The organism is Bradyrhizobium sp. Ec3.3 (assembly GCF_000472925.1).
Lineage (GTDB): Bacteria > Pseudomonadota > Alphaproteobacteria > Rhizobiales > Xanthobacteraceae > Bradyrhizobium.
Map to the genome: position 1 here is coordinate 1 of NZ_AXAS01000081.1, position 26099 is coordinate 26099.

General features: G+C 58.6%; 23 protein-coding genes and 11 pseudogenes. 20 read left to right on the plus strand and 14 right to left on the minus strand.

Features of this window, described 5'->3' with window-relative positions:
- From YUU_RS61860 to YUU_RS63035, 3 genes and pseudogenes are all read left to right on the plus strand, one after another.
- A pseudogene (locus YUU_RS61860) lies at window positions 1-394 on the plus strand (IS630 family transposase); the annotation flags it as partial.
- Between the two features lie 405 nt (window positions 395-799).
- A pseudogene (locus YUU_RS63030) lies at window positions 800-1055 on the plus strand (group II intron reverse transcriptase/maturase); the annotation flags it as partial.
- Window positions 1056-1328: 273 nt separating this feature from the next.
- Window positions 1329-1457 (plus strand): hypothetical protein, encoded by a 129-nt coding sequence (locus YUU_RS63035; RefSeq protein WP_371260576.1) that lies wholly within the window; start codon window positions 1329-1331, stop codon window positions 1455-1457.
- 387 nt (window positions 1458-1844) lie between these two features.
- Here the strand turns inward: YUU_RS63035 and YUU_RS63040 are convergent, their stop codons facing one another.
- The 3 genes from YUU_RS63040 to YUU_RS61865 form a co-directional block, all read right to left on the minus strand.
- A complete protein-coding gene (locus tag YUU_RS63040) occupies window positions 1845-2129 on the minus strand; it encodes a zinc ribbon domain-containing protein (RefSeq protein ID WP_084801843.1) in 285 nt (94 codons plus the stop codon).
- A 278-nt stretch (window positions 2130-2407) separates the two neighbouring features.
- On the minus strand, window positions 2408-2878 hold the full coding sequence (locus YUU_RS53655) for a recombinase family protein (RefSeq protein ID WP_027527472.1): 471 nt from the start codon (window positions 2876-2878) through the stop codon (window positions 2408-2410).
- 360 nt (window positions 2879-3238) lie between these two features.
- Entirely contained in the window at window positions 3239-3478 is a 240-nt protein-coding gene (locus tag YUU_RS61865; RefSeq protein ID WP_245288260.1) for a hypothetical protein, read from the minus strand.
- A gap of 88 nt (window positions 3479-3566) precedes the next feature.
- Here YUU_RS61865 and YUU_RS53660 point away from each other — a divergent pair.
- A pseudogene (locus tag YUU_RS53660) lies at window positions 3567-4586 on the plus strand (IS701 family transposase); the annotation flags it as partial.
- 153 nt (window positions 4587-4739) lie between these two features.
- On the opposite strand, the gene YUU_RS53665 reads toward YUU_RS53660, so the two are convergent.
- Both YUU_RS53665 and YUU_RS0141245 read right to left on the minus strand, forming a co-directional pair.
- Window positions 4740-5069, minus strand: coding sequence for a hypothetical protein (locus tag YUU_RS53665; RefSeq protein ID WP_035664763.1), 330 nt, complete (start codon window positions 5067-5069; stop codon window positions 4740-4742).
- A 670-nt stretch (window positions 5070-5739) separates the two neighbouring features.
- Window positions 5740-5952: a hypothetical protein gene (locus tag YUU_RS0141245; RefSeq protein ID WP_156944813.1), complete on the minus strand. Its 213-nt coding sequence runs from the start codon at window positions 5950-5952 to the stop codon at window positions 5740-5742.
- 394 nt (window positions 5953-6346) lie between these two features.
- On the opposite strand from YUU_RS0141245, the gene YUU_RS57560 reads away from it, so the two are divergent.
- A complete protein-coding gene (locus tag YUU_RS57560; protein WP_084801844.1) occupies window positions 6347-7198 on the plus strand; it encodes a bifunctional 5,10-methylenetetrahydrofolate dehydrogenase/5,10-methenyltetrahydrofolate cyclohydrolase in 852 nt (283 codons plus the stop codon).
- Window positions 7138-8220: a Xaa-Pro peptidase family protein gene (locus YUU_RS0141255; protein WP_245288261.1), complete on the plus strand. Its 1083-nt coding sequence runs from the start codon at window positions 7138-7140 to the stop codon at window positions 8218-8220. The genes YUU_RS57560 and YUU_RS0141255 overlap by 61 nt, the downstream gene beginning before the upstream one ends.
- Before the next feature lie 994 nt (window positions 8221-9214).
- Here YUU_RS0141255 and YUU_RS0141270 read toward each other — a convergent pair.
- Window positions 9215-9541, minus strand: coding sequence for a hypothetical protein (locus tag YUU_RS0141270; RefSeq protein ID WP_156944814.1), 327 nt, complete (start codon window positions 9539-9541; stop codon window positions 9215-9217).
- A 441-nt stretch (window positions 9542-9982) separates the two neighbouring features.
- Between YUU_RS0141270 and YUU_RS61875 the strand changes: the two genes are divergently transcribed.
- Window positions 9983-10468, plus strand: a complete 486-nt coding sequence (locus YUU_RS61875) for a hypothetical protein (protein WP_245288262.1) — start codon at window positions 9983-9985, stop codon at window positions 10466-10468.
- Window positions 10469-10786: 318 nt separating this feature from the next.
- Here YUU_RS61875 and YUU_RS61880 read toward each other — a convergent pair whose 3' ends face one another.
- Window positions 10787-11386 (minus strand): hypothetical protein, encoded by a 600-nt coding sequence (locus tag YUU_RS61880; protein ID WP_245288263.1) that lies wholly within the window; start codon window positions 11384-11386, stop codon window positions 10787-10789.
- On the opposite strand from YUU_RS61880, the gene YUU_RS61885 reads away from it, so the two are divergent.
- Complete coding sequence (locus tag YUU_RS61885; protein ID WP_245288264.1) at window positions 11360-11797, plus strand: hypothetical protein; 438 nt, start codon at window positions 11360-11362, stop codon at window positions 11795-11797. The genes YUU_RS61880 and YUU_RS61885 overlap by 27 nt on opposite strands.
- Here the strand turns inward: YUU_RS61885 and YUU_RS63045 are convergent.
- A pseudogene (locus YUU_RS63045) lies at window positions 11768-11872 on the minus strand (hypothetical protein); the annotation flags it as partial. The gene YUU_RS61885 and the pseudogene YUU_RS63045 overlap by 30 nt on opposite strands.
- A 179-nt stretch (window positions 11873-12051) precedes the next feature.
- On the opposite strand from YUU_RS63045, the gene YUU_RS0141285 reads away from it, so the two are divergent.
- From YUU_RS0141285 to YUU_RS61905, 7 genes and pseudogenes are all read left to right on the plus strand, one after another.
- Entirely contained in the window at window positions 12052-12375 is a 324-nt protein-coding gene (locus YUU_RS0141285) for a hypothetical protein (RefSeq protein ID WP_027527479.1), read from the plus strand.
- A 311-nt stretch (window positions 12376-12686) separates the two neighbouring features.
- Window positions 12687-13262, plus strand: a pseudogene (locus YUU_RS53675) (tyrosine-type recombinase/integrase).
- A 209-nt stretch (window positions 13263-13471) separates the two neighbouring features.
- Window positions 13472-13972, plus strand: a complete 501-nt coding sequence (locus YUU_RS61890) for a tyrosine-type recombinase/integrase (protein ID WP_245288265.1) — start codon at window positions 13472-13474, stop codon at window positions 13970-13972.
- Between the two features lie 71 nt (window positions 13973-14043).
- The gene (locus tag YUU_RS61895; RefSeq protein WP_245288266.1) at window positions 14044-14181 is read left to right on the plus strand and encodes a hypothetical protein; all 138 of its coding nucleotides are present in this window, start codon (window positions 14044-14046) and stop codon (window positions 14179-14181) included.
- On the plus strand, window positions 14178-14348 hold the full coding sequence (locus YUU_RS61900; RefSeq protein ID WP_245288267.1) for a hypothetical protein: 171 nt from the start codon (window positions 14178-14180) through the stop codon (window positions 14346-14348). Before YUU_RS61895 ends, YUU_RS61900 begins: the two co-directional genes overlap by 4 nt.
- Complete coding sequence (locus YUU_RS63050; protein ID WP_371260577.1) at window positions 14338-14541, plus strand: site-specific integrase; 204 nt, start codon at window positions 14338-14340, stop codon at window positions 14539-14541. Before YUU_RS61900 ends, YUU_RS63050 begins: the two co-directional genes overlap by 11 nt.
- 238 nt (window positions 14542-14779) lie before the next feature.
- Window positions 14780-14959: a hypothetical protein gene (locus YUU_RS61905; protein ID WP_027527481.1), complete on the plus strand. Its 180-nt coding sequence runs from the start codon at window positions 14780-14782 to the stop codon at window positions 14957-14959.
- Window positions 14960-15137: 178 nt separating this feature from the next.
- Here the strand turns inward: YUU_RS61905 and istA are convergent.
- Window positions 15138-16075, minus strand: a pseudogene (istA, locus tag YUU_RS61910) (IS21 family transposase); the annotation flags it as partial.
- Between the two features lie 169 nt (window positions 16076-16244).
- Between istA and YUU_RS60620 the strand changes: the two are divergent.
- A pseudogene (locus YUU_RS60620) lies at window positions 16245-17552 on the plus strand (ISNCY family transposase); the annotation flags it as partial.
- Between the two features lie 207 nt (window positions 17553-17759).
- Window positions 17760-18389, plus strand: a pseudogene (locus YUU_RS53695) (transposase); the annotation flags it as partial.
- A 181-nt stretch (window positions 18390-18570) separates the two neighbouring features.
- Here the strand turns inward: YUU_RS53695 and YUU_RS57575 are convergent.
- The 4 genes and pseudogenes from YUU_RS57575 to YUU_RS0141335 form a co-directional block, all read right to left on the minus strand.
- Window positions 18571-18939, minus strand: coding sequence for a hypothetical protein (locus YUU_RS57575; protein WP_245288268.1), 369 nt, complete (start codon window positions 18937-18939; stop codon window positions 18571-18573).
- Window positions 18940-19018: 79 nt separating this feature from the next.
- A pseudogene (locus YUU_RS57580) lies at window positions 19019-19466 on the minus strand (MaoC family dehydratase).
- 10 nt (window positions 19467-19476) lie between these two features.
- Entirely contained in the window at window positions 19477-20643 is a 1167-nt protein-coding gene (locus YUU_RS0141330; RefSeq protein WP_027527483.1) for an acyl-CoA dehydrogenase family protein, read from the minus strand.
- A gap of 4 nt (window positions 20644-20647) precedes the next feature.
- Complete coding sequence (locus tag YUU_RS0141335; protein WP_027527484.1) at window positions 20648-21850, minus strand: CaiB/BaiF CoA-transferase family protein; 1203 nt, start codon at window positions 21848-21850, stop codon at window positions 20648-20650.
- Between the two features lie 133 nt (window positions 21851-21983).
- Between YUU_RS0141335 and YUU_RS53700 the strand changes: the two genes are divergently transcribed.
- From YUU_RS53700 to YUU_RS0141350, 3 genes and pseudogenes are all read left to right on the plus strand, one after another.
- On the plus strand, window positions 21984-22787 hold the full coding sequence (locus YUU_RS53700; RefSeq protein WP_051390175.1) for an IclR family transcriptional regulator: 804 nt from the start codon (window positions 21984-21986) through the stop codon (window positions 22785-22787).
- Between the two features lie 631 nt (window positions 22788-23418).
- A pseudogene (locus YUU_RS53705) lies at window positions 23419-24152 on the plus strand (amidohydrolase); the annotation flags it as partial.
- A 96-nt stretch (window positions 24153-24248) separates the two neighbouring features.
- Window positions 24249-25424, plus strand: a complete 1176-nt coding sequence (locus YUU_RS0141350; RefSeq protein WP_027527485.1) for a Xaa-Pro peptidase family protein — start codon at window positions 24249-24251, stop codon at window positions 25422-25424.
- 314 nt (window positions 25425-25738) lie between these two features.
- On the opposite strand, the pseudogene YUU_RS62600 reads toward YUU_RS0141350, so the two are convergent.
- A pseudogene (locus tag YUU_RS62600) lies at window positions 25739-25934 on the minus strand (tyrosine-type recombinase/integrase); the annotation flags it as partial.
- Window positions 25935-26099 lie beyond the last annotated feature (165 nt).

Genomic DNA, 26099 nt, shown 5'->3' on the forward strand with positions numbered 1-26099 from the left:
CGGGCCGCCAAACAGTTTGGGGTCGCGATCAGCACTGCCATCGGCTGGATGCAGCGGGTCGATGAGACCGGCAGCGTTGCTCCGGGCCAGATGGGCGGTCACAAGCCGAAGGCGGTTTCGGGAGACCACGCGGTCTGGCTGTCGCAGCGGATCAGGGACGGCGATTTCACCATACGCGGTCTCGTNGCCGAGCTTGCCAGTCGCGGCCTGAAGGTCGACTACCACTCGGTGTGGGACTTCGTGCATGCCGAGAAGCTCAGCTTCAAAAAAAAGCGTGGCGGCTGGCGAACGCGATCGACCCGAGGTCGCGCGGCGGCGAGCCCAGTGGACGAAGTCTCAAGTTCGCGTCGAAGCTGGGCAGCTGATCTTCATCGACGAGAGTATGCTGCAGACAGCGGAAGGAGTTCAACATGAACTAAACCGATGGTGAAGCTGCGGGAAAGATGGGGGCGGGCCCCCCGAGATCAGCTTTCAGGGGCGGGTCTCAAACCAATCCGAGCTGCTGCGGTAAAGAGCTGTGGTGGTGAGCGNCGGATCAGAAGTTCGGAATATACCAAGCAGGTGAGTGTCCGAAAGACGAACGAAAGTGAACCCTCCGAAGACGCGTCGTTATGAATTCAAGTGTCGTCAAAACCAGGACCGTCTCGTCATCCTGGGACAAGTCCGCCAGATGCCTGACGAGAGTACTGATGCAAGAGACTAGGGCGGACCGATCCGTAGGAGCGTTGAGGGCCCTGTAATGGGGACGGAGCAAAGGGATGGGTCAGGTAGTCGTACTCTTGGACCAACTGGAAACAGGATGACTTCGAACAGCGCGATAAACAAGCCGTTCTCGATTGAGAAGCGGCGAGTGTGCGAAGCGTACAAGGCGGTCAAATCCAATCGCGGAGCGGCTGCAGTGGACGGACAGCCCTTCCAGATGTTCGAGAAAGACCTTGCAGGGAATCTCTACAAGATCTGTAATCGGATGTCGTCGGGGGCGTACTTTCCACCTCCGGTGACTCGCCGTCTCCATTCCAAAGAAGATGGGCGGCGAAAGGACTTTAGGTGTGCCGATGCACCGCGCATAACACACCTCATGCGCTTGCGTTGGGGATTGTGGATGAAGATGTGCCACCCATTCTCGTAGACGTCGATCAGCGGCGTCATCGATGGTGATAGCATATGGCATGTTTGGTTTGCGTTGCGCCGCTGAGACAACGCCGCGCTCGATCCAGCAATGGACGACCCACACGCTGACGCCATATCTCTCACGAACCTGGCTGACAGTAAGTCTTCGGGCGGGACGCGATGGACTGGGGACGTGATGCTTGCAGCGGATCCAACGTATGATGCTGACCGTGAACGGCTTGCCGGTTGAGCTTGTCAGCGCCTCGCCTCTGAGCCGCGCGATGATCTCTTTATCGTCGTATTTTTCCGCCATGGCGCGGATTTTTGCAACGAACGTGTCGGGATAACAGATTGCCTCGGCGCGGTTTGGCTGGCGACGGACATCGATAGTTTCGGTCGCTCCGCCTTGCCAGCGAATTTGCAAGTGCAACAGCTGGGGTTCTGCACTCTTGACGACCGTGATGTCGCGGATCAGCAAACGCAGCAGTCGTTGCGGTCGCAAGTTGACGTGGTCGCTGCATTCCATAGGCGAGGAAAGTCTTTGCCGAGCTGTAGGACTTGCTGCTTTTGTTCGGCTGTGAGGCTTCGCATTGCTTGAAGCTCAAAGTCGGCAATCACAGCCTCGAGTTCTATCATCCGCTGCATGTGTCATTCCAGCGTTTTTCGAGCGTTCTGGCAACCAGGCGATTACTGGGGTCCGCCTCCTCATAACGGCGTTCTGCCAAGTCAGCATCCTAGCGGGCTCGCTCGATCCTTCGGTGCCATTGCGCAGAAATCGCTTTGTCTCGCGCTTCCAAGTTGGTCAGTGCTTCAAGTGCAAGTTTGATTGTCAGTCGCGTGACGGCGATCAACAGGCGTGCAGCAATAGCGTCGTCCAGCGGCTTTGCCGGCAAAGACATGCAGTGCCGGAGCGGCGATGCGTCCCGACTTCTCGAGTTGCAGTCATAACTCGGGTAAAGACCGCCGTTGCCGGTATAGCGTGTACTCAGACGCCGCCCGCAAATGCCGCAAAACAACATGCCTTGCAGCAAACAGAGTCCCTCACGTGCAGGCCCAGCGAGAACCTCGCTGTTTGGTCCGGTTCGCTGCCAGGCGTCTGCGATTGGCGAGGAATTGATCCCCGGTGATGTAACCCGGATGGTGGTCCGGAATAACAACACGCCATTGATCTTGTGGCATCTGGCGCGATTGAGTTTCTCGCCGGTGGGACCTATCTTCTTACAAGATTGATACCGCCCAAACACGTAGGTGCCGGCGTCAGATGGATTCGCAAGAACGCCGATCACCCGTGAATGGGTCAGCCGACCCCATATGAGCTTGCCTCCCAGACACCGCCGTACGACCGACGCGGAAAGAGAAGGCCGATTTGGTGGAAGCGTTGAACCACAGCGTAGGCGCTGTTTTCTTGCTCGAACAATGTGAAGACCGCCCTGACGGCGCCTTGCACTTCCCGGTCGGGATCGAGAACGATTTTGTCGCCGTCAAATACCAAACCAACCGGCAAGGGAAAACGCAACTCACCTTTCTGCGCTTTGTTGAGTTTAGCGCCGTGGAGGCGCGCGCGAATGATGTGCGGTTCTGCCTGAGCGAACGTGCCCTTCATGCCAAGGACAAGGCTGTCGTTGAAGTCGGACGGATTGTAGCAGCCATCTCCGTCGAACACCAATGTCTTGGTGACAGCGCACAGTTCCAGCAATCGATGCCAGTCCTTGTTCGAGCGCGCCAGGCGCGAGGACTCCAGAGAAAAGATCGCACCGACTTGCCCCATAGCCCACATCGCTCACAAGGGTCTTGAAGTCGTCGCGTTTGGTCATCAGTTCTCCCGACTGGGCGAGATCCCCGTCGAGGATTCGGATCTGCTCCGGAGTCCAGCCGAGCGATTTCGCTTGGTCCGCTAGATTGTACTGGCGCTCTGTGCTCTCCTGATTGAATCGCACTTGTGCCATCGCCGACTGGCGAATGTAGATGCAGGCCTTTCGCATCAGATGATGATCGGCAATCTTCGGATTCAGCATGATTGGCTCCTTCCGCGTTGAGCGACGGGGCCTGCAGCGAGATAGGATTCGATCATGTTGGCGATGATGGCGCTCGCCCTGGTAAAATCCAGCATTGCGACAGCCGGATCCATTTAGTCGAGACTCTCGCGGCGACGCAGAAGCTCGGCATTGATCGCGCAAATCTCGTTGAGGATCTCCTGAAGCTTGCGGTAATTGCGAGAAAAGCGGCGACTTGGGGGTAAGTCGCATTCGGCACATAACCGAGGCGCGGGCTGGCCGCAGCGCTTGCACCGGATCAGACCGGCCAGCAGCGCCTCACCATGCTTGGGCGCGCCGTGATGCCGACCGGTGGGAACATTGCTGCTGACCATGTTGCGGATCGCCTCGAACCTCTCCCAGCTCACGTACCATCGTGGGTGTTGGGCTTCAGCGCCAACCATTCGTTCCGTGCCTTAGGACGTGCTGGCCAAGGTGCGCGAGATGGTACTGCCGGCGATCGAGAAGAGCGGACCGATCGAGGCGTGGATCATCGATGACACCTCGTTCCCCAAGCAAGGCAAGCATTCGGTTGGCGTGCACCACCAATATTGCGGGCAGCTCGGCAAGCAGGCCAATTGCCAGGTCGCGGTGTCGCTGTCGGTTGCCAATCATGCCGCCAGCCTCCCGGTGGCCTATCGGTTGTACCTGCCGGAAGCCTGGAAGAAGGATCGTGCCCGGCGGAAGAAGGCAGGCGTGCCGCAGCAGATCAAGTTCAAGACCAAGCGGCAGATCGCGCTGGAGCAAATCCGCTGGGCCTGCGAGAGCGACCTGCCACGTGGCGTTGCGTTGATGGATGCAGCCTACGGCAGGGACGCGCGGCTGCGTGCAGGCATGACGGAATTGGGCGCGCCTTACGTGGTCGGCATCGTGCCGACCATCTTGATGTGGGCCCCTGGCAGCAGCCCACGGCGGATGGACAAGCCGATGAACAACACCGGCCGCCGCGACGAGCCCGAACTGGTCTCGGCCAAAAAAGTGGCACTCGGTCTACCGAAGCAGGCCTGGCGCACGGTGACGTGGCGGGAAGGCTCGGCCGACCAGCTATCCTCGCGCTTCGCGCGTGTGCGTGTCCGCGTCGGGTACAACAAACTGATCCCCGAGAAGCTGTCGCCTGAGTGGCTATTGATCGAATGGCCGGAGGGCGAAGCAGAGCCAACCAAATACTGGCTCTCCACGCTGCCGGAAAACGTCAGCTTCATGCAGCTCGTCGATCTGGCCAAGCTGCGCTGGCGCATCGAGCGCGACTATCAGGAGCTCAAGCAGGAGGTCGGGCTCGGTCACTACGAAGGGCGCGGCTGGCGTGGCTTCCATCATCACGCAACCCTGTGCATCGCGGCCTACGGCTTCCTCATGGCCGAACAGGCGACGATTCCCCCCTCAGAAACTCGTTCCGCCGCGCCAGTCCAGGTCCCTCCCTTACCCGACAATTATCAACCCAGACCTTTGCGGCCTGAACGCCACGTCCCGAACTCGATCGCAACCATGCGCGTGCGGCTGAGCCGGGCCCTCAGCAAAACGCTCATACGATGCCCTTGTTGCGGCGCCGTCGCAGCACCACGCACGCGCAGAAAAATCATGACGCAGTAAGATTAGTTAGATCCGGTGGATGGCGGAGTAGCTCGGTCGCCGCCAGGCCATGTCGCCGTTGGTCTGCTTCACCGGCAGATCGAGATTGTACTCGTGGAGCCAGCAGAGCGCCTGTCGCGCGCGGCCCAGCTCCTCGACCTTGTCGAACACCAGCTTGATCGCTTCCTGGACCCGCCGATCCGGATCTTTCTCATAACGGTCGCCGGATTTCACGAAGCCCACCGGCGCCGCTACAACCAACTCGCCCCGGCGCGCCTTTTCGTAGCGGGCCGAGAGCGAGCGCTGGCGCAATAGATCCAGCTCGTACTCATTTAGGCTGCCCTTGAGCCCGAGCAACAGGCGATCGTTGCCGTGCCTTGGCGCATAGATGGTCTCCTGATCAGTACCCCGCGAAAAACGGTTCTGTGGGCGTTCTTAAACCTTGTTGTACAACGAAGAACGCCCCCATGGGGCGATCGGCAATCGGCCGCCGATTTTGCTGCAAAACCGCGTCGGCGCATCCATGCCGCCGACGTGATCAGAGGCGCAAAACTCTAGTTCAGGGTGGTCCAAAGTTCGGTCTCGCTGCAAAACCACCTAGACTTTAACCGCCGCTGGATGGGTCACGTCACGCACGAAATGGGGTTTGCACGCGAGGTCGTCGACCGAATGGCGGCGAAGTCATCGAGCAAGCAGCGCCCCGAGCAATTCTTCAGAATCCAGAGCATGCCCGCAATCAATATTCATTGACGGTCGTTAAAGACCGAGGTTGCGTTTAATTGTCCTTCAGGTGCAATTGAGCGATCCCGCCGCGGGGAATAGTGAGTTACACCTGCACATGCGCAGAAGCCTCATCTGGAAAGTGGCAAAGTTCGTATCGCGCGAAGGTAGGCAAGGTCATCGGCACATCGACACCGAGAGTTTTTGGGCTTCTCAAGCTGATCGATCATCATCCAACCTGGCCACGATCTCTGTTTAGTCGTTAGCAACTGCGCAACTTATAACGCACCGACCGTAAAGCGTTGGCTCAAGCACGCTTCCATTTGCCCTTCACGCCGGCCTCGGCTTTCCAGCTCAACATTGTTGAGCGCTTCTTCGCTGAGATCACCCAAACCGCATTTGTCACGCCGACTCCAAGAGCGTCGCCAAGCTCGAGAGCATCATCATGCAACACCTGAAGAAACACAATGACGATTAAAAACCCCTTCATCTGAACAACGAAAGCTTCAGTGCGAATCAAGCGTTAGTCAACATTAGCTGAGTGACATCGGTTCGAGGATTCAGACTTTCTTTTGGAAACTGAAATCTGATGCTGTGGCCGTTTCGCAATACGAACCACGTGATGCTGCTTTGGCGGCCCCTTGGGAAATTATGCCGGAATCCGTGTTCCTAGTCTTCAATGAAGCACGATGAGCCGTCGTTGTCGGAGCCCAGCCGCAAACGACTGCCGCTTATCAAGTCAAGTCGGCGAGGCGTTCACCTTTGCTCAACGAGATTGCCATGCCCGTCCGTTTGGTGCGTAATATGTTAGGTTTTGCGCGATTTTCTGCACATTTTCAGGCCGCTTCGCAGCAAAAGAAACTGCTCTTCGGTTAGAAGAAAGAAAAGGCTACTTTCAGTCTTCAGGAATACTAATGAATGCTATCCTCCTTGATGGAAGGGCGATCGCTGAGACCGTCAGGGCTCGCGTTGCGCGCGATGTGGCGTTCCTCCGAGCCAAATGTCAGGTTACCCCGTGCTTGACCGTGGTGCTAGTCGGCAAGGAACCGGCGAGTTCGGTTTATGTGCAGTCGAAAACCGGACAGGCGCAGTCCGTGGGATTGCGGTCCCAGCAGTTCGTGCTGCCGAGCAATGCCAGTGAAGCCGAGCTGCTGGGGTTAATCGAAACCCTTAACGCGGACGATTCGATCGACGGCATTCTCGTCCAGCTTCCGTTGCATGGGCACATTGACCGTTGGCGCGTGCTGGAGGCCGTCAATCCCGCCAAGGATGTGGACGGCTTCCATCCATACAATGTTGGACGGTTGGCGGCCGGTCAACCATGTCTCGCTCCTTCTCCGCTCGGTGTTGTCCATCTCATCAATACCGTTGTGAGCGATTTGAGCGGGCTCGACGTTGTTGTTATTGGTCGCTCTAACATTGTCGGAAAGCCACTCGCAGTCTTGCTGGGCGATGCCGGATGTACCGTGACAAGTGCGCAGCTTCAGACCCAAAACCTGCCGGACATCTGTCGCAAGTCCGACATTGTCGTCGCTGCTGCGGGCTGCGCGGGCTTGGTCCGAGGCGACTGGCTCAAGCTAGGCGAGCGCGCGTCGTTCCAATTTCGATTTCAGCAAACCCATCCGGGATGGCAAAAGCAAGGAGCAGGTCGATGGCATTCCCACTCGAAGAGTACCGCAGGCGTTTGGTTAGAACTCAGGGGGAGATGGAGAAGGCCAAACTTCCAATTCTGCTCCTGCATCAACCCGAGAACATCATCTACCTGACTGGTTTTGATCCTGGTCCGGGTTGGTACGCCTATCACGCGCTGGTAGTACCGGCCAAAGGCGATCCCATTCTTGTCGTTCGCGACGTAGAAATCCCTGCCGCAGAAGTCAGCTCGTGGGTCAAAGATTGGACGTTCTATAGCGACACGGTTGACATTCTCGAAGTCGCGATAGACGCAGCAAAAAGGGCTCTCGATCAACTGGACCTTGGTGGCGGTAAGATTGGAGTAGACGAGCACTCGTGGTTTTTGACCCCAGAGCGATACAATCGTCTTCGCTCTAAGCTGCCTCACGCGTCTTTTGTCGCAGAACCTAAGATCGTCGACCACTTGCGAATTACGAAGTCGCCCATCGAGATAGAATGTATTCGCAAGGGGGCTGCCGCTGTCGAGGCCGGCGTTAAAGCGGGCATTGAACGAGTTGTGGCAGGCGCAACAGAACGCGAGCTCGCAAGCGTCGCGTTCGGCGGAATTATCCTAGCAGGAGGTGAGCTGCCACTTAATGGAGTAATTATCTCGGGGGACCGGAGCGACGTCATTCACGGCGGCTTCACTGATCGGCGGCTTCAGCAGGGAGAGCAGATCTATTTCGAGCTGAACGGCATCCATCAAAATTACCATGCCCGAATGATGCGCACCGCTATTGCCGGTAGACCCAACGCGGATCAGATGAAGGTAGCTGAAACGCTCATTCGAATCCAAGACCACGGCATCGCTTTGATGAAGCCGGGAACAGTCGCAGCCCGTATTGATGACGCGTTTCGGAAGCCCGTGTTGGCTTCGGGATATCGACAGAGTTATACAAACAAAACCGGCTACTCAATGGGGCTTAACATCCGGCCAAGTTCAACCGAAGGCTTGAGAGAGTTCCTGCCAGACGCCAATTGGGTCTTGGAACCTGGAATGGTATTTCACATGCTCTTAATGGCGAAGGGTATAGGCATCAGCGAAACGGTGCTGGTCACAGAAGCCGGCCCTGAGCGGATCACGAAAATGGAACGCAAACTCTTTTGGAACGAATAGAACCCTAGTGAGTGCAGCTTGCCCTCAGTTGGCATGCTGTTCAATCCTGCTCGCGATTGGATTGGGGCCGCGATCCGACCACCAGGCTGAGGGCATCCCTTGGATGCCCTCAGGCAATTCTGGAGAGGGGCACGTCAGGGAATCAAAGATCCTCCGGGAGTTATGGAAAAGGACTCGCATTTTGTGCGCGCGGAGTTCGATAGGCAGCCTTGCTGCGGTAAGGCGGCCAATGCGGATTACCATACAGGCTACGACGCTTATTCCTCCTACATTGCGCAGGTTGTGATAGCCCTTGATCATGACGAGCCAATCTGGATCGGTCGCGGAATGGACAGAATCTCTGCGACGATCACAACTTGTCTGGCCGAGGAAAACAACTCCCACCTGGCATGTGCTTCCATATGATGTCGGGCCTCGGTTGAAGAATGACGCCAACACCATCACTCTAACATCCCGCACAACCTTTACTTGAAGTAACTGGTCTACTAGCTTGCGCGCAGTGCCGAACGGTCCAAGTCTCGTCTGAAGTGCTTTGGCATGGGCATTGTCCTTGAGAGGTGTGCATATTCGGGTGCCGGTTGCTGATCTCGGAAAATTGGCTTGCCAGTCGCATCATGTCATGTAGGGACCAATTCTCCGAAGCAAGCTGAAGCGGGGGCGAAAGCACGTCCGCTCACATGATCTGCTAGGCTTATTCGGATTTGCTGAACGTTTGGCTGCATCTGCAATCGCAATCCATCAGCATTGCCGCGTCCCCGATGGTCAGTGTCGGACAGTTGGCTTGCAGCGCAAAAATCTTAAGGCTTACCTTGATGGTCGCCGCCGGCGGCAAGAACAGATCGAGCAGGGGGCTTATCTACCATCTTTCCGTCCATACGGATCACCCCGGCTCCAGGTTGAGCCTCAAATGCCGCGATTACCTCTTGTGCCCACACCATTTCGGCTTCGCTCGGAGTGAAAGCCTGGTTGACGATCTCGACATGCTCGGGGTGAATTACTGCTTTTGCGCGAAATTCTTCTTGCGGCGCTCGAACGATGGCACCGCAATCCTCTCGGCTGCCATCTGCGCCGCGTTCTGCTCCAGTTCGGTAAGCTGCAGCTCGAGCTGATCCAGCAATGCGCCTCGCTCGGAGGCTGTCGGAACTGCTCGTGCCGGAGCTTCTTGATTCGTGAGCTTGAGCTTCTCGATCAGAAGGGTCCCCGCCCAGGCCTCGGCTTCCGCGGCCAACCAGGCCGCTCGCTCGGCGTGCAGCATCGTCCGCAGTGCGGTCACTTCGTCGGAAAGAGAATCATCAGTGCCCATCGCCGACCAGAGAATCACAAGACGCGGTCTCTGTCCGAACCGCTGATCGTGCCACCGATCCAAATCCCAGCGATCAGCCAGCCGCCTACGGTCGTCAGGTATGTTGCGGCATCCGCCAGTCGATGCCCTCCAGCAGGTAGCCAAGCTGGGCTGGGGTGATTGTCACCACGCCATTAGCCGACGACGAGCACAGGGAGCGGCCGCGCGCCAGCCGCTTGTACCTCAACTGAGAATGCAGACTCGCCGCTGCAGTTTGTGCGGGTGACGCATCCGTTTCACCCATTGTTCGGGCGAGAGCTTCCCCTGCGTCGGCCGACGATACAGCCGGCAAAGTCGCTTCACCAGGCCGGCCAACTCCATCAGGTCGACAGCGCGCATCAGCGCCCGTCCGTGACCCATGACGACTTCTGTGGGTCCAAGCCCATGAGATCGGTCCACTGCGGAGGAACGGACCATACGGTGGCGCCGTCAGCCTGCAGCAGGAGCCGCTCGCCATGCGACACCCTCATCCTCGATGAGGGTGGCGTCTATGATCCGACAAGCATCAATGACCGCCTTCTGCTCGGTCTCAAAGGCACAATGAGTGAAGCCGAGCTACATGTGATCAAAGGAAGGCTGCGCGGCGGGATCCTGAACAAAGTGAGGCGCGGCGAGTATCGCTGCACCCTGCCAACCGGGCTGATCTATGACCAGTCCGGTAACGTGACGCTCGATCCCGACACGCAGATCAGGGGGACGATCATCCATTTCTTCGACACGTTCGCGCGGGTGGGGTTGGCATGCCAGACCGTCAAAGCTTTTCGCAAGGAAAGCCTGTTGTTTCCGTCGCGTCTGCGTAATAGCGAGACAACGGTTTTCCGACCGCTGACCGCATCGACGGCGATACGAGTCCTAAACAACCCACGCTACGCCGGCGCCTATGCCTATGGGCGGCGGCGCTATTGACGAGCCATCGATGGTAAAAAGACCCTGCAGCGGCGTGACCACGATGACTGGCTGGCTTGCATCCCGGATGCTCATCCCGGCTACATCAGCTGGGAGCGATTCCAGGAGAACCTCAGGGTTCTTAAGACCAACGGTCAGGGATATGAGGTGGCGCGCGCATCGCCTCCGCGGGAAGGCGCGGCGCTGCTGCAGGGACGCGCGGTGTGCGGGCGATACGGCAGACATTTCCGCATCCGCTACGCGGCCCGGCGCGGACGGCTGGAAGCCTGGTACATCTGTGACCGCGCCAACGGCGATCGCGGCGAGCCCAGCTGTCAGTCAATCGCCGGTCCTCCGATCGACAAAGCCATCGGCATGCTGATTGGCGAGGAGATGACGCCGGCTGCCGTCGAGTTGTCGCTCGAGATTCGGAAAGAGATCGAAGCGCGGTATGAAGAAGCGGATCGGCTGCGCTGTCGCGCGATCGAACGCGCCCAAATCGAAGCCGATCTTGCCCAGCGGCGCTTTGTGTTGGTCGCCCGCAACAATCGCCTCGTCGCCGACACGCTCGAAGGCGAATGGGACGACAAGCTTCGCGTGTTGGCCAAAGCCCGTGACGATCGCGAGCGCGCTCGGGAGCAGGATCAGCTGATCCTCGATGAAGCTGTCCGCGAGCGGCTGATCGCGATGACGGTCGACTTCAACAGGCTCTGGGCAGATCCGGATACGCCAAACCGCGAACGCAAGCGACTGCTCGCCCACATCATCGAGGATGCCACCCTCATCAAGATGCCGGCGGAAGGCACTACCAAGGTTCACGTCCGCTTCAAAGGCGGCAAAATCCAAACGCTCACCACGCCGAGCCCAAAATCTTCCGCACAGCAGGTGAGGACGCAACCCGATATCGTCGAATTGGTCGACAAGCTTCTCGACGAACACATCTATTCCGAGATTGCCGAACTTCTCAACCAGCAAGGATATCGCCGCCCGGGTGGATCAGCGCGCCCTGGCCGCCACGAGACCTGCTTCACGACCCTGCGGGTTGCCTATCTCGCCCATCGCTACAAGCTGCGCTCGCGCTATGACCGGCTGCGAGATCTCGGAATGTTGACAAAGCAGGAAGCAGCTGCGCGGCTCAACATCCACGAAACGACCCTCACCAGGTGGGCCGAACATGGACTCATTGCCAAGCACGCCTATGATGGGCAGCATTACCTGTACGAACTTCCAGTATCGAACCTGCCGCGCAAGCAATGCAGCAGATGGAATCGGCTCGTCGATCGAGCTACCGCTCTCAAGGTGGCAATGGCGCCAAAACCCTCAGCCGAAGTCGAAGGAGGTGTAGTTTGAATGCGAAATGCCCAGTCCATCGTGCCAAAGGATCTTGATCAGCTTGCCGCTTTTGCCACGGAACACATAGAGGTCGCCGCCGAACGGTTATGTTGCGCGTAACATAACCGTTCTTAGTGTGGGACGAGATTATGTGGCGGAGGCGTCCTAACGCCTGCCTGGGCCTGCCACGGCTGGATTCCTCGGCCACATAATATTTGGTGCCTCTCGTGCGGACGCGGGATCCCCCTGCGCTGCAATACCAGAGGGGCACAATGCTCGAGTTCTATTTTTCGTATCGCGGGCTCAAGCGCCTTCATAACGGGGCGCTCGGCGCCGAGATGGATCGCATTGCGGGACACTTTTTCTCGCTCGGTTACGAGCAAGCATCCGCTAAGCTTTATCTGAGCCGGATTGCACGGTTCAGCCATTTTGCTGCGGCACATTGCGGTTCACGGCCGATCGGCCAAGCTATCGTCGATCGCTATCTACCCACGTTCATTACGGACTCGCCGCGGATTGCAGCAGTGTCCGCGCTTCAACACGCGCGGCGGGTGGCGCCAATGATTCATTGCCTCGGCGCCCAGTGTAGTCGATGATCCGGACGCCGCGCTTTTGAGCTCCTTTTCGGACTATCTAAGCAGGGTACGAGGCCTTGAGCCAAGGTCCCGCGATGGCGCTCTCTTGGGCGCGCGGCGCTTTCTCGATTGGCTCCGCCATCGCCACCCGGTCAAGACCATCAAAACACTGATGGCGGAGATGTCCTGGCTGCCGTCGAGTATCGGCGACCTCCCGCACGGCGGCGACCTCTCACATCCCAACGTTTTTCCGCTTTCTGCATTGGGCTGGCCACCACGAGCTGGATCTGGCCTCCGTTGTTCCAAGAACGTCCCATTGGCGTCTGGCCCATTTGCCGTCCCGACTTTCGTGGGATGATGTTCGCCGCGCCATCGATGCGATCGGCAAGGCGACGCCGATCGACCTTCGCGGTCGGGCCGGTCATGCTGCTGTCGCCACCGCAGGCATTCGCAACGGCGAGCTGCCGGCTCTTCAGCTCCAGGATATCGACTGGCGAGCTGGCGAGGTTTTTGTCCGGCGCACCAAGGGCAAGCGTGACCGGGCGGCCTCGCTGCTCGACGAGGCCGGCGCCGCGCTCGCCAACTACGTCCTGGGCTCGACCGAAGGTCGATAGTCGATATCTGTTCCTGTCCTTCAGCGCCATCCGTGGGACCGTTCAAGGCCTGCGTCGCCGGTTTCGAGGATCTGCGGAAGCGGTTGCGGCATGGCGGGGTCGCTCTCGGTGGCGGAGGGTGCGCATCTCCTGCGCCACAGTCTAGCCACGCAGCTCGTCGGGCGACGAAGACCGATCAACGAGCTCGCCGATGTTCATGGGCACCGAAGCATCAACACAACGGCGCTGTACGTGAAGGTCGCGGACTCGCAGCTCGCTGAGGTCGCGCTCCCCTTTCCGGGAGGCGCCGCATGACAGCCTTCGCCGCATTCCTCGGCGAGAAGGTCGGGCGTTAGAACGAGCTGCGCCGCTCCCTCGGCTACGCCTTCAACAAGCAAGCCGGCACGCCTGCGGGCTTTCGTTCGCTACGCCTCTCAGCTGGATGCGCCCACCACCCGGACAATGGCGCTGGACTTCGTCTGCCGTTCGGCGGCGCCGCCAACAGTCGCGCCGTTCGTCACGGCGTGCTTCGCCGATTTTACGAGTATCTGGTCGTCTACGCCCCGGACCGAGGTCTTGGAGCGCAAAGCCTTCCCAGGTCCAGGGCGATTCCGCCGCCGCGCATCTTAAGCGAGGCTGACCTGGCGTCACTTATCGACGCATGCAGCTTCATTTCGCCAATTATCCCTCTCAGGGGCCTCACGATGGCGACGCTGATCGGACTATTGGCCAGCACAGGCCTACGATCGGGCGAAGTGGTCAGGCTTGATCGCGGCGACGTCGATCTGACCAATGGGATCGTCTTCGTCCGTAAGACCAAGTTCCGTAAAGACCGCCTGGTTCCTGTTCACCCCACGACCCAGGCGGCTCTTCGTCGATACGCCCGTGGGCGCGACGCCGTGTTTTCCAGGCCCAAAGACGAGGCCTTCTTTCTCAGCTCGCGAGGCTGCCGTCTGTCGGCGGCCGGCCTGCAAAGCAACTTCGTGAAGGCCCGCAAGCTTTCGGGTCTTAGCAATGGTAAGTAAGCGCCTGCGACCCCACGATCTCCAGCAGTTTCGCGTGACCAGGCTCAGGCTTTGGTACCAAGAGCGTGCAGATGTTCAAGCGCTGCTGCCGTTGCTCCACCTATCTCGGCCATGCCAGCTACAGCGACACGGCCTACTACCTCACCGGTTGGTCAGATCTTCTCGCCATCGCGGCTGAACGCGCCTTTCTCGACGGAGGCACCGCTTGAGCGAACACCTTCTTGCGCCGCTCCTAGAGTCGTACTTCCGTCGCCGGCTTATCAAGCAGCGCAACGCCACCTCCGCGACCCTGGCCAGCTATCGCGACGCCTTGCGCATGCTAATACTCTTTGCCGCGGTGCGTTTTGCCGAAGAAGCCGGCGGCGTTGGTCCTTGAAGATCTCGATCGGGATCTCCTCCTCGCCTTTCTCGATGAACTCGAGGAGAAGCGGAGCAACTCCGTCGCAACGCGCAACGCCCGACTAGCCGCTATCCGATCCTTCTTCCATTACGTCGCCGCCGATCCCGCCTCCTTCGGCGTCGCTCAACGGGTTCTGACGATACCACTAAACGAGCGCACATCGAGGTGATACACCACCTCACCAGCGCCGAAGTCGACGCGCCATCGTCGCCGCCCCCGATTCGCCCCGCGGCTGGCGCGACCAGGGTCTTCTGCTCTTTTTGGCGAGAACCAGCGCCCGCGTGTCCGAAGCGGCCGGCGTCCCCGAACGACCTCCAGTTGTCTCGCAGGTTCGGCTTCGCGGCAAGGGACGGCGCGACCCGCACATCTTCCGGCATTCCCTAGCCGAGAAGCTACTCCGGTCAGGCATGGACATCCTCACGATCCAGGCCTGGCTTGGCTATGCTCAGGTCGCCACAACCCACCGCTACGTCGCCGCGGATGTCGAGATGATGCGCCGGGGAGTCGAGAAGGCGGGCGTCTCAGGCGACCGCAGCGCGCGATTCCGGCCGAACGACGCCATCCTCCAGCTCCTTGACAGCATCTGATTATTATGTGGCGGAGGAATCCAGCCGTGGCCGGCACTGGCTGGCGTTAGGGCGCCTCCGCCACATAATCTCGTCCGACACATAAATGAGGATCGCGCTTCAAGTTCTACTGAACCGTAAGAGCCAGGCTTTGCATGCCGCGACGCATATCGGTGTGGCCGGTCGCAATCCACACTTAGAACACGCGCCGCAGGATGAAGCCGCCTGACGACGTCACCGGGATCACCCTTCTCCTCGAACTCGGTCGTGCGGCCTTTCGGTAGTAGCGCCAGTGCTTCCCTCTCGAGCGCGATCCGCTTGGCGAGGTTGGCGTCGCGGCAGCCGACAATCTCGTCGACAAAGGCCCGGCAGGCATCGAGACTGGCGAAGTCGCGCGTGCCCCGCAGGAATAGCGCATCCTCCAGGGCTCGTTTGAGATGGCCGTGCGCGCTCTCGATTGAGCCGCTCTCGTGTGCGATGCCCGTATTGTTGCGCGTTGGTGCCATGCCGTAATGGCCCATCAATGCGGCGTAGCCCTGTGTCAGATCCTCCCGCGCGTTGGCCGCCAGATTGCGGAATGCTGCCGACAGGCTGTCGCTGCGATGCTCCCGCGGCACGCCGCCGAGCGCCCACAGGGCGTTCTGCAAGCCCTCTGCCAGCGCGACGAAGCTTTCGCCACCGAGCACGACATGGGCATGGTCGAAGCCGGAGAACGCCAGCCGGAAGTGATACAGCCGGTGATCGAGCGCCTCACCCGCGATGGCAACGCCGAGCGCGCTTGTATCGGTAAAGTCGGACAGACCCAGACGGCCGGGCTCGTGCTCTTGGCGGAAGATCACGTCCTGTTCGGGGCCGTTGAGCGCCCGCCAGGCATGAATGCTCGCTCCAGCGTGCGCCGGATGTTGGGGGTGACGTCGGGATGCCGGCGGCGCAGCTCGTCCAGCACGCCGATAACGCGGATGCCGGGCGCAGCCTTCAGGATCGGGATGATCTCGGCGTCCCAATAGGGCACCAGCGGATACGCCGGCCCCTCGGCACCTTCTTCTGCGATGGCAGACGCAAATCGTCCTCGATCCGATACGCGCTCGCTTTCGAAGAACCCGCCTTGGCCGCAGCGGCCTCGGGGGACAATGTCAGTCAGTAGTTCATGTCGCATTGCGTCGCCAGAAATGCTCCTGAATGCTGAGTTGTTGCCTCACGTAAATTGCTCCCCAATGGCAAGGGAGCGCAGGGGCAACGATGAGGCGATTGAGCATGGCAACGCGCAAGGAACTGAAGTCTGCTTTGGCGCGGCGCTAAGACAGCGGGGCGCCGCAATCGTGCGCAGATCTACCAAGACGCCGAGAGAAATGCGCTGATACTGCTTGGGGAGGCCGCAGACCGGGTGTGCGGCAAGCGTCTGAAGGCCCTGCTGCCGATCTTGATTGAATCAATGGAGCGTCACGGCCATATCGACCTGACGCCAGAGGTTCGGGCCAAATTATTGTCGACGAGTGCGGCGACGATCGACCGGGCGCTTCGAAGCATTCGCGAGCAAAGCGGCCGGCAGCGCCGTCGCTCTGTAGCAAGTGCTCTGCGACGCAGCATCCCGTTCGTACGTCAGCGGATTGGGGAGGTTCTGCGCCCGGTTTGGTCGAGGCCGATCTTGTCGCTCACAGCGGTCCTTCGGCGCGGGGCAGCTTCGTCCAGACGCTCGTTCTCACGGACATCGCGACCGGCTGGACGGAATGCGCGCCACTTGGTGCGCGAACAGAGGTTGTTGAGCACGGTTCTGACCGAACTTCGTAAATAGCTACCGTTTGCGCTCCTGGGTCTGGACACCGACAACGACTCTGTGTTCATGAATGAGACCTTGAAAGAATATTGCGAACAGGCTGACATCGTCTTCACGCGCTGTCGCCCCTATCGCAAGAACGATCAGACCTTTGTCGAGCAGAACAACGGCGCGGTGGTCCGCCGAATGGTCGGCTACAGTCGATTTGAGGGGCTCGAAGCGGCTGCTTTGCTGGCGCAGCTTTATCGTTCGGCCCGCTTGTTCGTGAACTTTTTCCAGCCATCGTTCAAATTAATACGAAAGGAGCGCGATGGAGCGCGTCTCCACAAAACGTATAGCGCCCCCGCGACCCCGGATCAGCGGCTGGTTTCCGAAGCAAGAACACCTGATGCCGTCGCGCTCGCGTCAATGAAATTTATGCCCGACTGGATCCGGTCGCCTTACTGCGCGATATCCGAGCCGTGCAGGAGAAGCTGGCCAGTCTCACCGACGCCGCCCCAGCAAGCCATCCAACTGCGGCGCCACCGATCGAACAGTTTTTGTCGAGCTTGCGAATCGCGTGCAAAGAGGGGGCGGTCCGCCCGACCGACAGGCCAATTGCGAGGCCGAAGCGAGAGCGACGGCGCCCTGATCCGCTCGTCAAGGTTACGCCACGGCTGCGCGAATGGTTCGAGGCCGAGCCGTGGCGGACCGGCAGCGAACTCCTGTGCAAGCTTCAGGCAGAATGCCCCGGGGGTCTACCCGAGAAAAGTGCTCCGAACTCTTCAACATCGTCTCAAATCGTGGCGCAGCGAGCAAGCAAGCGCACTGTTGTTTAGCTCCCGGGAAAACGCAGCATAAAACGACGTGATCGACACATCGCCGGAAAGCCCGCCGCTGCTGGATGAAGGAACGGCGGCATGAAGTAGACCGGTGATCGACCATGCTCAAGGCTGGCGCGTTGCGCCACCGCCTTCGGCGGCTGGCGGCCTTGACCACGCCCAATAGGTCTATCGGGAACATCGCTACATGCTGCAATACGACGTCTCACCTTGATCGCCGCCGCCCATGGGCCATCCGCTGGTGCGGTTGGCGGCACTGATCGACTGGAAGTTTCCGAATGAGCGCTTTGGTTCGGTGTGCCAAACAGGGCCGGGGCAGCCTGGACTGCCGACACGGCTTGTCGCCGGCCTGTTCATTCTGAAGCACATGCACAACCTGTCGGATGAGGTGCTGTGCGCCCGCTGGATCGAGAATCTCTACTACCAATACTTCTGTGGCGTATTGAGCTTCTGCCACCGGCTGCCGTTCGATCGATCGTCGATGTCACGCTGGCATCATCGGCTGGGCGAGGAACAGCTCGTCGCTCTGATCCAGGAAAGTCTGTCGTTGGGGCGCACAAGACTGGCGCCATCGGCCCTAAGGACCTGGAGTGGGTGGTCGTCGATACCACGGTACAGCCCGAGGCGATTGCTCATCCGACCGACGCGCGGCTGATGCATCGAGCAATCATCAAGCTGGTCGGGTTGCCAAGCGAAACCGTGTGCCGCTGCGCCGGAGCTATTCGCCTGGCCAAGCGCCGCCATAATGATCGGCCGCTATACCCACGCCCACCAGTTCAAACTCGCCCGGCGCCAGCTCAAGCTTCTGCAGACACGGCTTGGCCGGATCATCCGCGACATCCGCCGCAAGATTGAGCACCGCACGGACCGGAACTATCTCAAAGGCCGCGCTGGCGATCGCATCAACGCCATCCTCGCCGTGGCCGACTACAACTTCGGCCTGCTCCTGCGATGGCTCGCAGGACTCTTGCGTGCCAGTGCTCACCGAAACTGTCCCGGCTCAAAAGATCGCTTAAATCACCATTCGCCCGCGTTCTTCACGGGGAACGAATCCGGGTCGGATTGAGCTTCTTTTTAAGTGCTGTAGTCCCCTCGAGTTTCTTCCGGGTCCAGAACTTAACAGCCGCCAACCCCAGCGGCGCGCCCTCGATTGTACCCGCGAGGCTCGAATGCATCAGGATGCCGCAAATCGTGTGCGGTCTGAGGCGACCCGCCTTATCCCGTCCACTGTTTACGTTCTTGGTGATGCCGGTCGCTTCTGACTTCTCGCGTTGACACCTAAACTCGGTTGTGCCTTCAGCGGCGGCGGCACGATCACGTGTCGATTGGAAATGTCCGGCCAGAATGTCCGCTTCGCTGACCCGGTCATTAGAGAAGAATCGATAGGCTGCCTTGGTATTCGCCAATCCTGGCAGACGAGCGGAATGCTTTGTCCCATGGCCCCTCGAAGTTACGGCTCTCACCAGGAACGAAAAAAATACGCATTTAGCATGCCCCCTCTGAGGGACGCTTGCGCATCAGGGCCATACGTTTGCATGAGGCAACAAGCAGGCCGTCTTGTTTGAAGCACTGATGTTCGAACTCGACGAGGCCGGCCCGCGATCTGCTTTCCCTCACGGCCACTAGACTTGTCTCGGCGCGTAGCGTGTCTCCATGGAAAACAGGATCGGGAAATTTGACTTCGGACATTCCCAAGTTCCCGATGGTTGTCCCAAGGGTGGTGTCTGGACCGAAAGCCCGACCATAATCGCCAACGTGAACATCGAGTTGAAAAGCCGCTGACCCACTCGGTCGTCTCGGCGAAATGCGCATCTATGTAACGGCTGAAGATTTCATTGACATTAGGCTGAACATCATATTGTCGGCTTCCGACACGGTGCGCGTCGCGAAAGCGACGACCGGGCTTAAGATCTTCAAAATAAAGACCGGGCATCATCACGCTCTCAATACGACTTTGGGAGGTTCAGCACTTTCTCGGCAATGAAGCTGAGAGCAAGTTGGGGAGACACGGGCGCTATCCGGGGAATCAGGCTCTCCCGCAGATAACGCTCCACATGATATTCCTTAGCGTAGCCGAAGCCTCCGTGCGTCATCACTGCCGTCTGGCAAGCATCGAAGCCTGTTTCACCTGCAAGGTACTTAGCGATATTCGCGGATGCACCGCATGGCAGCCCGTTATCGTATTCCCAGGCAGCTTTCATGGTGGCGAGCCAGGCAGCCTCGAGGTTGGCGTGGCAAATTGCTAGCGGATGCTGGATGGATTGGTTCTTGCCAATCGGCCGATTGAACACGATGCGTTCGCGTGCGTAGTCAGCCGCCTTTCTCAACGCGGCGAACCCCAGTCCGACGGCCTCAGCAGCAATCAGAACGCGCTCAGGATTCATTCCATGCAAGATGTACTCGAAGCCTCGGCCCTCTTCGCCGATACGATCCTGTTCGGGTATCTCGAAATCTTCAAAGAACAGCTCGTTCGAATCGACCGCCTTGCGGCCCATCTTGTCAATCTCGACCACTTTGATACGCTCGCGGTCCAACGGAGTATAGAAAAGGGACAGGCCATCGGTCGGCTTCCTGACTTCTTCCAATGGAGTCGTTCGGGCGAGCAGCAATATGTTGTGGGCGACTTGCGCGGTTGAAATCCAGACCTTCTGCCCGTTGACAATGTAGCGGTCGCTGCGTTTTTCCGCGCGCAGTTTCAGTTGAGTGGTATTCAGGCCCGTGTTCGGTTCTGTCACGCCGAAGCATGCCTTCGAACGGCCCTCTGCTATCGGTCGGATCATTCGCTGCTTCTGCTCCTCTGTGCCGAAAACCGAGACGGGGTTTAGGCCGAAGATGTTGATGTGAACTGAAGAGGCACCTGAAAGTCCGGCACCAGACTCGGAAATCGCGCGCATCATCACGGCGGCTTCCATAATTCCTAGCCCAGAGCCTCCATGTTCCGAGGCAGTGCAGATGCCCAGCCATCCCTCCGTAGCCATCGCGTCATAGAAGTCAGTCGGGAAGCCACCTTCACGATCGCGCTTAAGCCAATACGCATCGTCAAACCGATCGCAAAGCTTGGCGATTGCCTCGCTTACCGACTGCTGAACTTCGTTAAGAGCGAATTCCATAGTGTTAGTCCTCCGCAGGAATGTTCAGCGCGCCGGAAGCTTTCATTCGATCGATCTCATCAATAGCGAATCCTGCTTCAGTGAGTATTTCGACACCTTGCTCACCTAGACGGGGGGCAAGCCTCGTCGGTTCGGCGGTGCTTCGCGAGAAGCGAGCCGGTACGGCCATGCTGCGCACAGTTCCCTCGCTTGGATGCTGGACAGTCCGGAAGAATTCGGTCGCCTTTAGATGATCGTCTTCAAGGATGGACTCGAAGCTGTGCATCGGCATCGCTGGCACATCGGCTGCGTGAAAGAGCTGAAGCCATTCCGCAGTAGTTTTGGTCAGCATGATGCGGCCGAGTTCCGCGTAGACCCCGTCGATGTTGGCCATGCGTGACGCGAAGGTGGAGAACCGGGGGTCGTTTTGTGGAATGTCCGATCGTCCGATGGCTTCAAAAAAACGCGTCCAGTGGCCGTCGTTGTAGATCAGAGCGCAGACATAACCGTCGCTTGTTCTGTATGGCCGCCGATCAGGTGACAAATGACGGGAATACCCTCCGGTGTCGAGCGGCGGTTCAAACGTCAAACCACCAAGGTGGTCTCCAAGCATCAACGCAACCATGGTTTCGAACATGGGGACTTCGATCTTTTGTCCCCGGCCCGACGAATGACGTTCGACGACGGCCGCGAGGATTGCGTTGACGGCAGAGACTCCAACGAATCGATCGGCTATTGCCGAAGGCATATATGCGGGACGCAACCCTGCTCGTTGGAAGCTATATGCAACGCAGGCGCCGCCCTGGATCAGATCATCATAAGCAGGCCGATCAGCGTACGGGCCTTCGGGGTCAAATCCCACGAGCGCTGCATAAATGATCCGAGAATTCACCTTGGCGAAGTCGCCGTAGGAAAGACTGAGTCGCGCCATCGCTCGAGGGCGCACATTGGAGATCACGATGTCTGCATTCTGGGCAAGTCGCAGCACGGCATCTCGGCCCTCCGGCTTCTTAAGATCGAGTGCAATGCTGCGTTTGGAACGGTTGGCGTTCAGGAATAGCGGCCCCATTCCAGGATGTCGGGACGGCCCGATCTGCCGAATGACATCACCTTCGGGAGGCTCGATTTTAATGACTTCCGCGCCGAGGTCTCCCATCGTTTGCGTCGCAAATGGGCCCATCAGAACGGAGGTGAGATCCAGAATATGGAGTCCGGCAAGCGGTCCCAAGTTACCCTCGTTTTGTTCACATGTATAGACAATTTATCCATATTGAGACATAGTACTAGCGGGGTATGAAATGTCAAATACGGACGTTTTGCTGCATTCATGAACTCCGGCTAGCATCGGCGTGGACAGGCGAATGACGGTTAAGCAGATCGAAAATGCACTTTCGCTTTTGGAATATTTCGCCGAGAGAAAGCGGCCGGCTACTCTAGCCGATGTCGTAGGCCACTTTGGTTGGCCTCGGTCCAGCGTGTTCCATATTCTCTCAACACTCGCAGAGAGCGGATATCTTTATGAGCCGCAGGTGCGGGAGGGGTTCTATCCGACGCCGAAGTGGCTTCAACTCGCGACCGAAATCGCGGAAGCCCAACCGATTCCCGAGGGGCTCACTAGAATTATTCGAGTCCTGGCCCAGGAAACTGGTGAAACAGTTTGCATTTCGGCTGCGAGCGGCCAGTACGCGGTGTTTCTCGATGTCATGGAATCCGAGTCACCTGTACGTTACTCTGCGAAACTGGGGAAGCGAGTCCCGATTCATCTGACTGCTTCAGGTCTTGCACTTCTGTCGCAGCTTAAAGAGAAGGACCGCGAGATCATTCTCCGAAAGGCGACTTACGACGAGCGGGGTCCAAACGGGGCGCGCAATATCGTTGAGGTGAGAGAAACCCTTATGACAGGTTGTGAGCGCGGCTGGTTCCAGTCTGCGTCGCACTACACTCCAGATCTCGGAGGGGTCGCCGTCCCAGTCGAGGTCGGCAGCCGCAGCTTCGCGATCACTGTCGCGGGTCCATTATTCCGAGCTGAGTCACTGTTCGGGTCTTTCGCGTCTGCAATTCATGGTGCAATCGCGGAAGAGTACGGCGCCCATCACAATAAGGGAATGCTCGAAGAACTCACGGCTCTTGCCACTCGGCTACGGACACGATTGCTCAAATCATAAAGCGGTGCCGGAGCACGGACCAATTATTCGCCCCACATGTCCCTCGATAGACAATCCTCTTTCAGAATCCACCATGTCAAGCTTGGATTCTTCGTCAACTTTGCGGCGGAAGCAGAGAGCAGAGCCCAGTGAGATCGGCTCGCGGCTCTGGTTGTCCTGTCTCAATGTAGGCCTCGAAACCTTTCGCATGGCGCGACATACGTGTCTGGCTCGCCGAAATCGCATTAATTGATGCTGACATTGACACAGCTGCGCCGATCACGTCCCCCAGGAAGATCGTCGACGCCTTCGCGAAAAACACGAACGCCGGCGCGAGACCGTCAGGGTACAAGCATCGAGGGGTGACCTTAATGCAGGGATCCTGCGATTAAGGTTTAAATATCGCATACTTCCGGCGTGCATGGGAAAAATGCTGTCACTTCGCCGCTGTGAGCTAAGCTAACATTGATGACTGCATCAATCGGATAAGAGTACGGGAGGCGAGCGAGCACGGCTAAAATTGTTTCCTGGTCGGATTCCGAGTGTCAGTGGTGCTTCGTCACCCACGCAACGGCATGTGCGTATCCGCTCCTTGAAAGATTTGTCCCTGAGGGCGTGGAAGCGCGTTAACGACATACCGGACCGAGGAGAAATGAGCGGCACCGAAAAGTTTCGAGACTTGCAAACCGAGGTGACGGAATGGCGCCATTACCTGCATACACACCCCGAGCTGGATTACCGCCTGCACAATACTGCGCGCTTCGTGATTGAAAAGCTAGCTTCGTTCCGCATCAATCACATCGAAACAGGCATTGCCGAAACAGGCGTCGTGGCTGTAATCCAGGGTGAGGGTGGCGAAGGACCGACCATCGGCCTTAGGGCTGACATGGATGCTCTGCCAATTAAGGAAGAATCTGGCAAGCCGTGGGCTTCGGCCACAAAGGCGCAGATGCACGCGTGCGGTCATGATGGCCATACCGCTATGCTGCTCGGAGCAGCGAAATACCTTGCTAGCGCAAGAAGCTTCAAAGGTTCCGTGGCGCTCATCTTCCAGCCCGCCGAAGAAGATGGTGGCGGTAACTGCCTGGGTGGTCAAAAGATGCGAAGCAGGCGTAATGGAGCGCTATGATCTCGCGCGTCTTCGGCATGCATAACAATCCGGGGACGGGCATTGGGAGGTTCGGCATCTGCCACGGACCAATCATGGCAGCTCAGGATGACTTCGGGATCATCGTCAAGGGCCGGGGTGGTCATGCGGCAAAGCCGCACGACACCATCGATCCAGTGGTTATCGCGGCTCAGATAATAATCGGCATTCAAACCTTGGTTTCAAGGAAGACGAATGCGGTCGAATCGCTCGTTATTTCGGTGACGAAGTTCAACGCTGTCTGCGATGCAGGGGCGCGTCTGAAGAAGGCCAGCAACCAATTGGAAACGACGAGCTGGGCACAATCGCCCACCAGAAACTTGGAGAAAAACTGAATGGAAAGGGAACTGCATTTTGAACGCGCGGAGTTCGATAGGCGCGTGTCGGCGGTGAAGAAGGAAATGGCGAAGCGGGGGATCGATTTGCTTCTCCTCGCCGAGCCGGCCAATGCGAATTACCTGACAGGCTACGATGCTTATTCCTTCTACATCGCGCAGATGGTGCTGGTAGCCCTTGATCACGACGAGCCGATCTGGATCGGTCGCGGAATGGACAGGATCTCCGCGACGATGACGACTTATCTCGCCGAAGAAAACATCCGGGCCTTCCCCGATGCCTACGTGCAGTCGGCCCTCAGTCCGTACGCTTATGTCGCCGAGGTCGTGAAGGAGATCGTGGGTGAGAAGGCAAGGATCGGCGTTGAGATGGCTGGCTACTACTATTCGGCACGTGCCCATGCCGACCTCGTGAAGGCGCTGCCCTCTGTCACGTTTATAGATGCCGATTTGTTGGTGAACTGGATCCGGCTTGTCAAGAGCCCAGCAGAGATAGCTTTGATGCGACAAGCCGGGCAGATCGCGGATGCAATGATGCAGCGGGCCATCGACTTCATTGAACCTGGGGTCCGGGAATGCGACATTGCTGCGGAATTATACCATCAGATGATGGCTGGCACTCCGCAGTTCGGGGGAACGTATTCGTGCGCTCCGCCGATGCTCTGTGTGGGCGAACGAGCTCTCACACCGCATGGCGGTTGGACTGACAAGCGGCTGCCGGATTCGACGATCGTGAACCTCGAACTCTTCGGCAACAGACACCGTTACCAAGTCAATCTGTCTCGCACGATCGTGGTCGGAAAGCCTGCACCGGAATATCAAAAACTGGTGGATGTCGTAGTCGAGGGCCTCAACGCCGGCCTGGAGGCTGTCCGACCGGGGAGAACTTGCGAAGAGGTCCATGCCGCCTTCGCGACGACCCTTGCTAAGTATGGATTTGAAAAGGAGCAGCGGCTGGGCTACCCGATCGGCATCGGCTACCCGCCTGCGGTGGGAGAGAAGACTGCCAGCCTGCGCAAGGGCGACAAGACCGTCTTGCAGCCTGGCATGTGCTTCCATATGATGTCAGGGCTCTGGTTGAAGAATGATGGCCTCACCATCACTCAGTCCTTCGCCGTAACGGAAAGCGGCTGCGAGGGACTATGCAACATCCCGCGCAAGCTTTACGTGAAGTAGCTTCTCCCATCCTGCACGCAGCGTTTGCCGAGTGGTCCAGGTTTCGCCTGGAGCGCTGTTGCTGCTGCAGAACCCGTTGGGTCCGTCGCAAAAAAAAGATATCATCTCGGAACGGCGCAACAATTGGTCGGAACAGGGGGCGAGATCATCCCAGAAAAAGGCGACGACATCATTTTGGATTCTTCGGGAAAAGCTCACCTTGCCGTCGCAATACATGCCAGAGCTCGGTAAGCGAACGGCGCCTCCGCGCGAGCTCAAAGTGGGTTTCTTCCCGAAACGCTTCGCCAATTCCAGAACCGGGGCCATGGTGCCGCTTAACCGGGCGGCACGACCTCCAGGGCGGAGCCGGTCAAGCGGGCTTGGCGTATTGCTGATGGTCTGGGTGGGGACCTGGGTATAGCGCGCCGTGCTGGCCAGACTGGCATGGCCGAGCAGCACCTGGATGATGCGCACGTCGGCCCCGTTCTCCAGNAGATGGGTCGCGAATGTGTGCCGCAGCGTATGCACTGAAGATCATCTAGCCGGCCTTCGCTAGCAAGAAGGCGGTGGAGCTAAAGTGAGTTCGCAATCATCGATTCACTTTAGGCCACGAGGAGGCGAAGATGATGTACGGCGGGATTGATCTGCATTCCAACAACAGCGTTGTCGCTGTTATCGACGATGCCGAACCGGGTC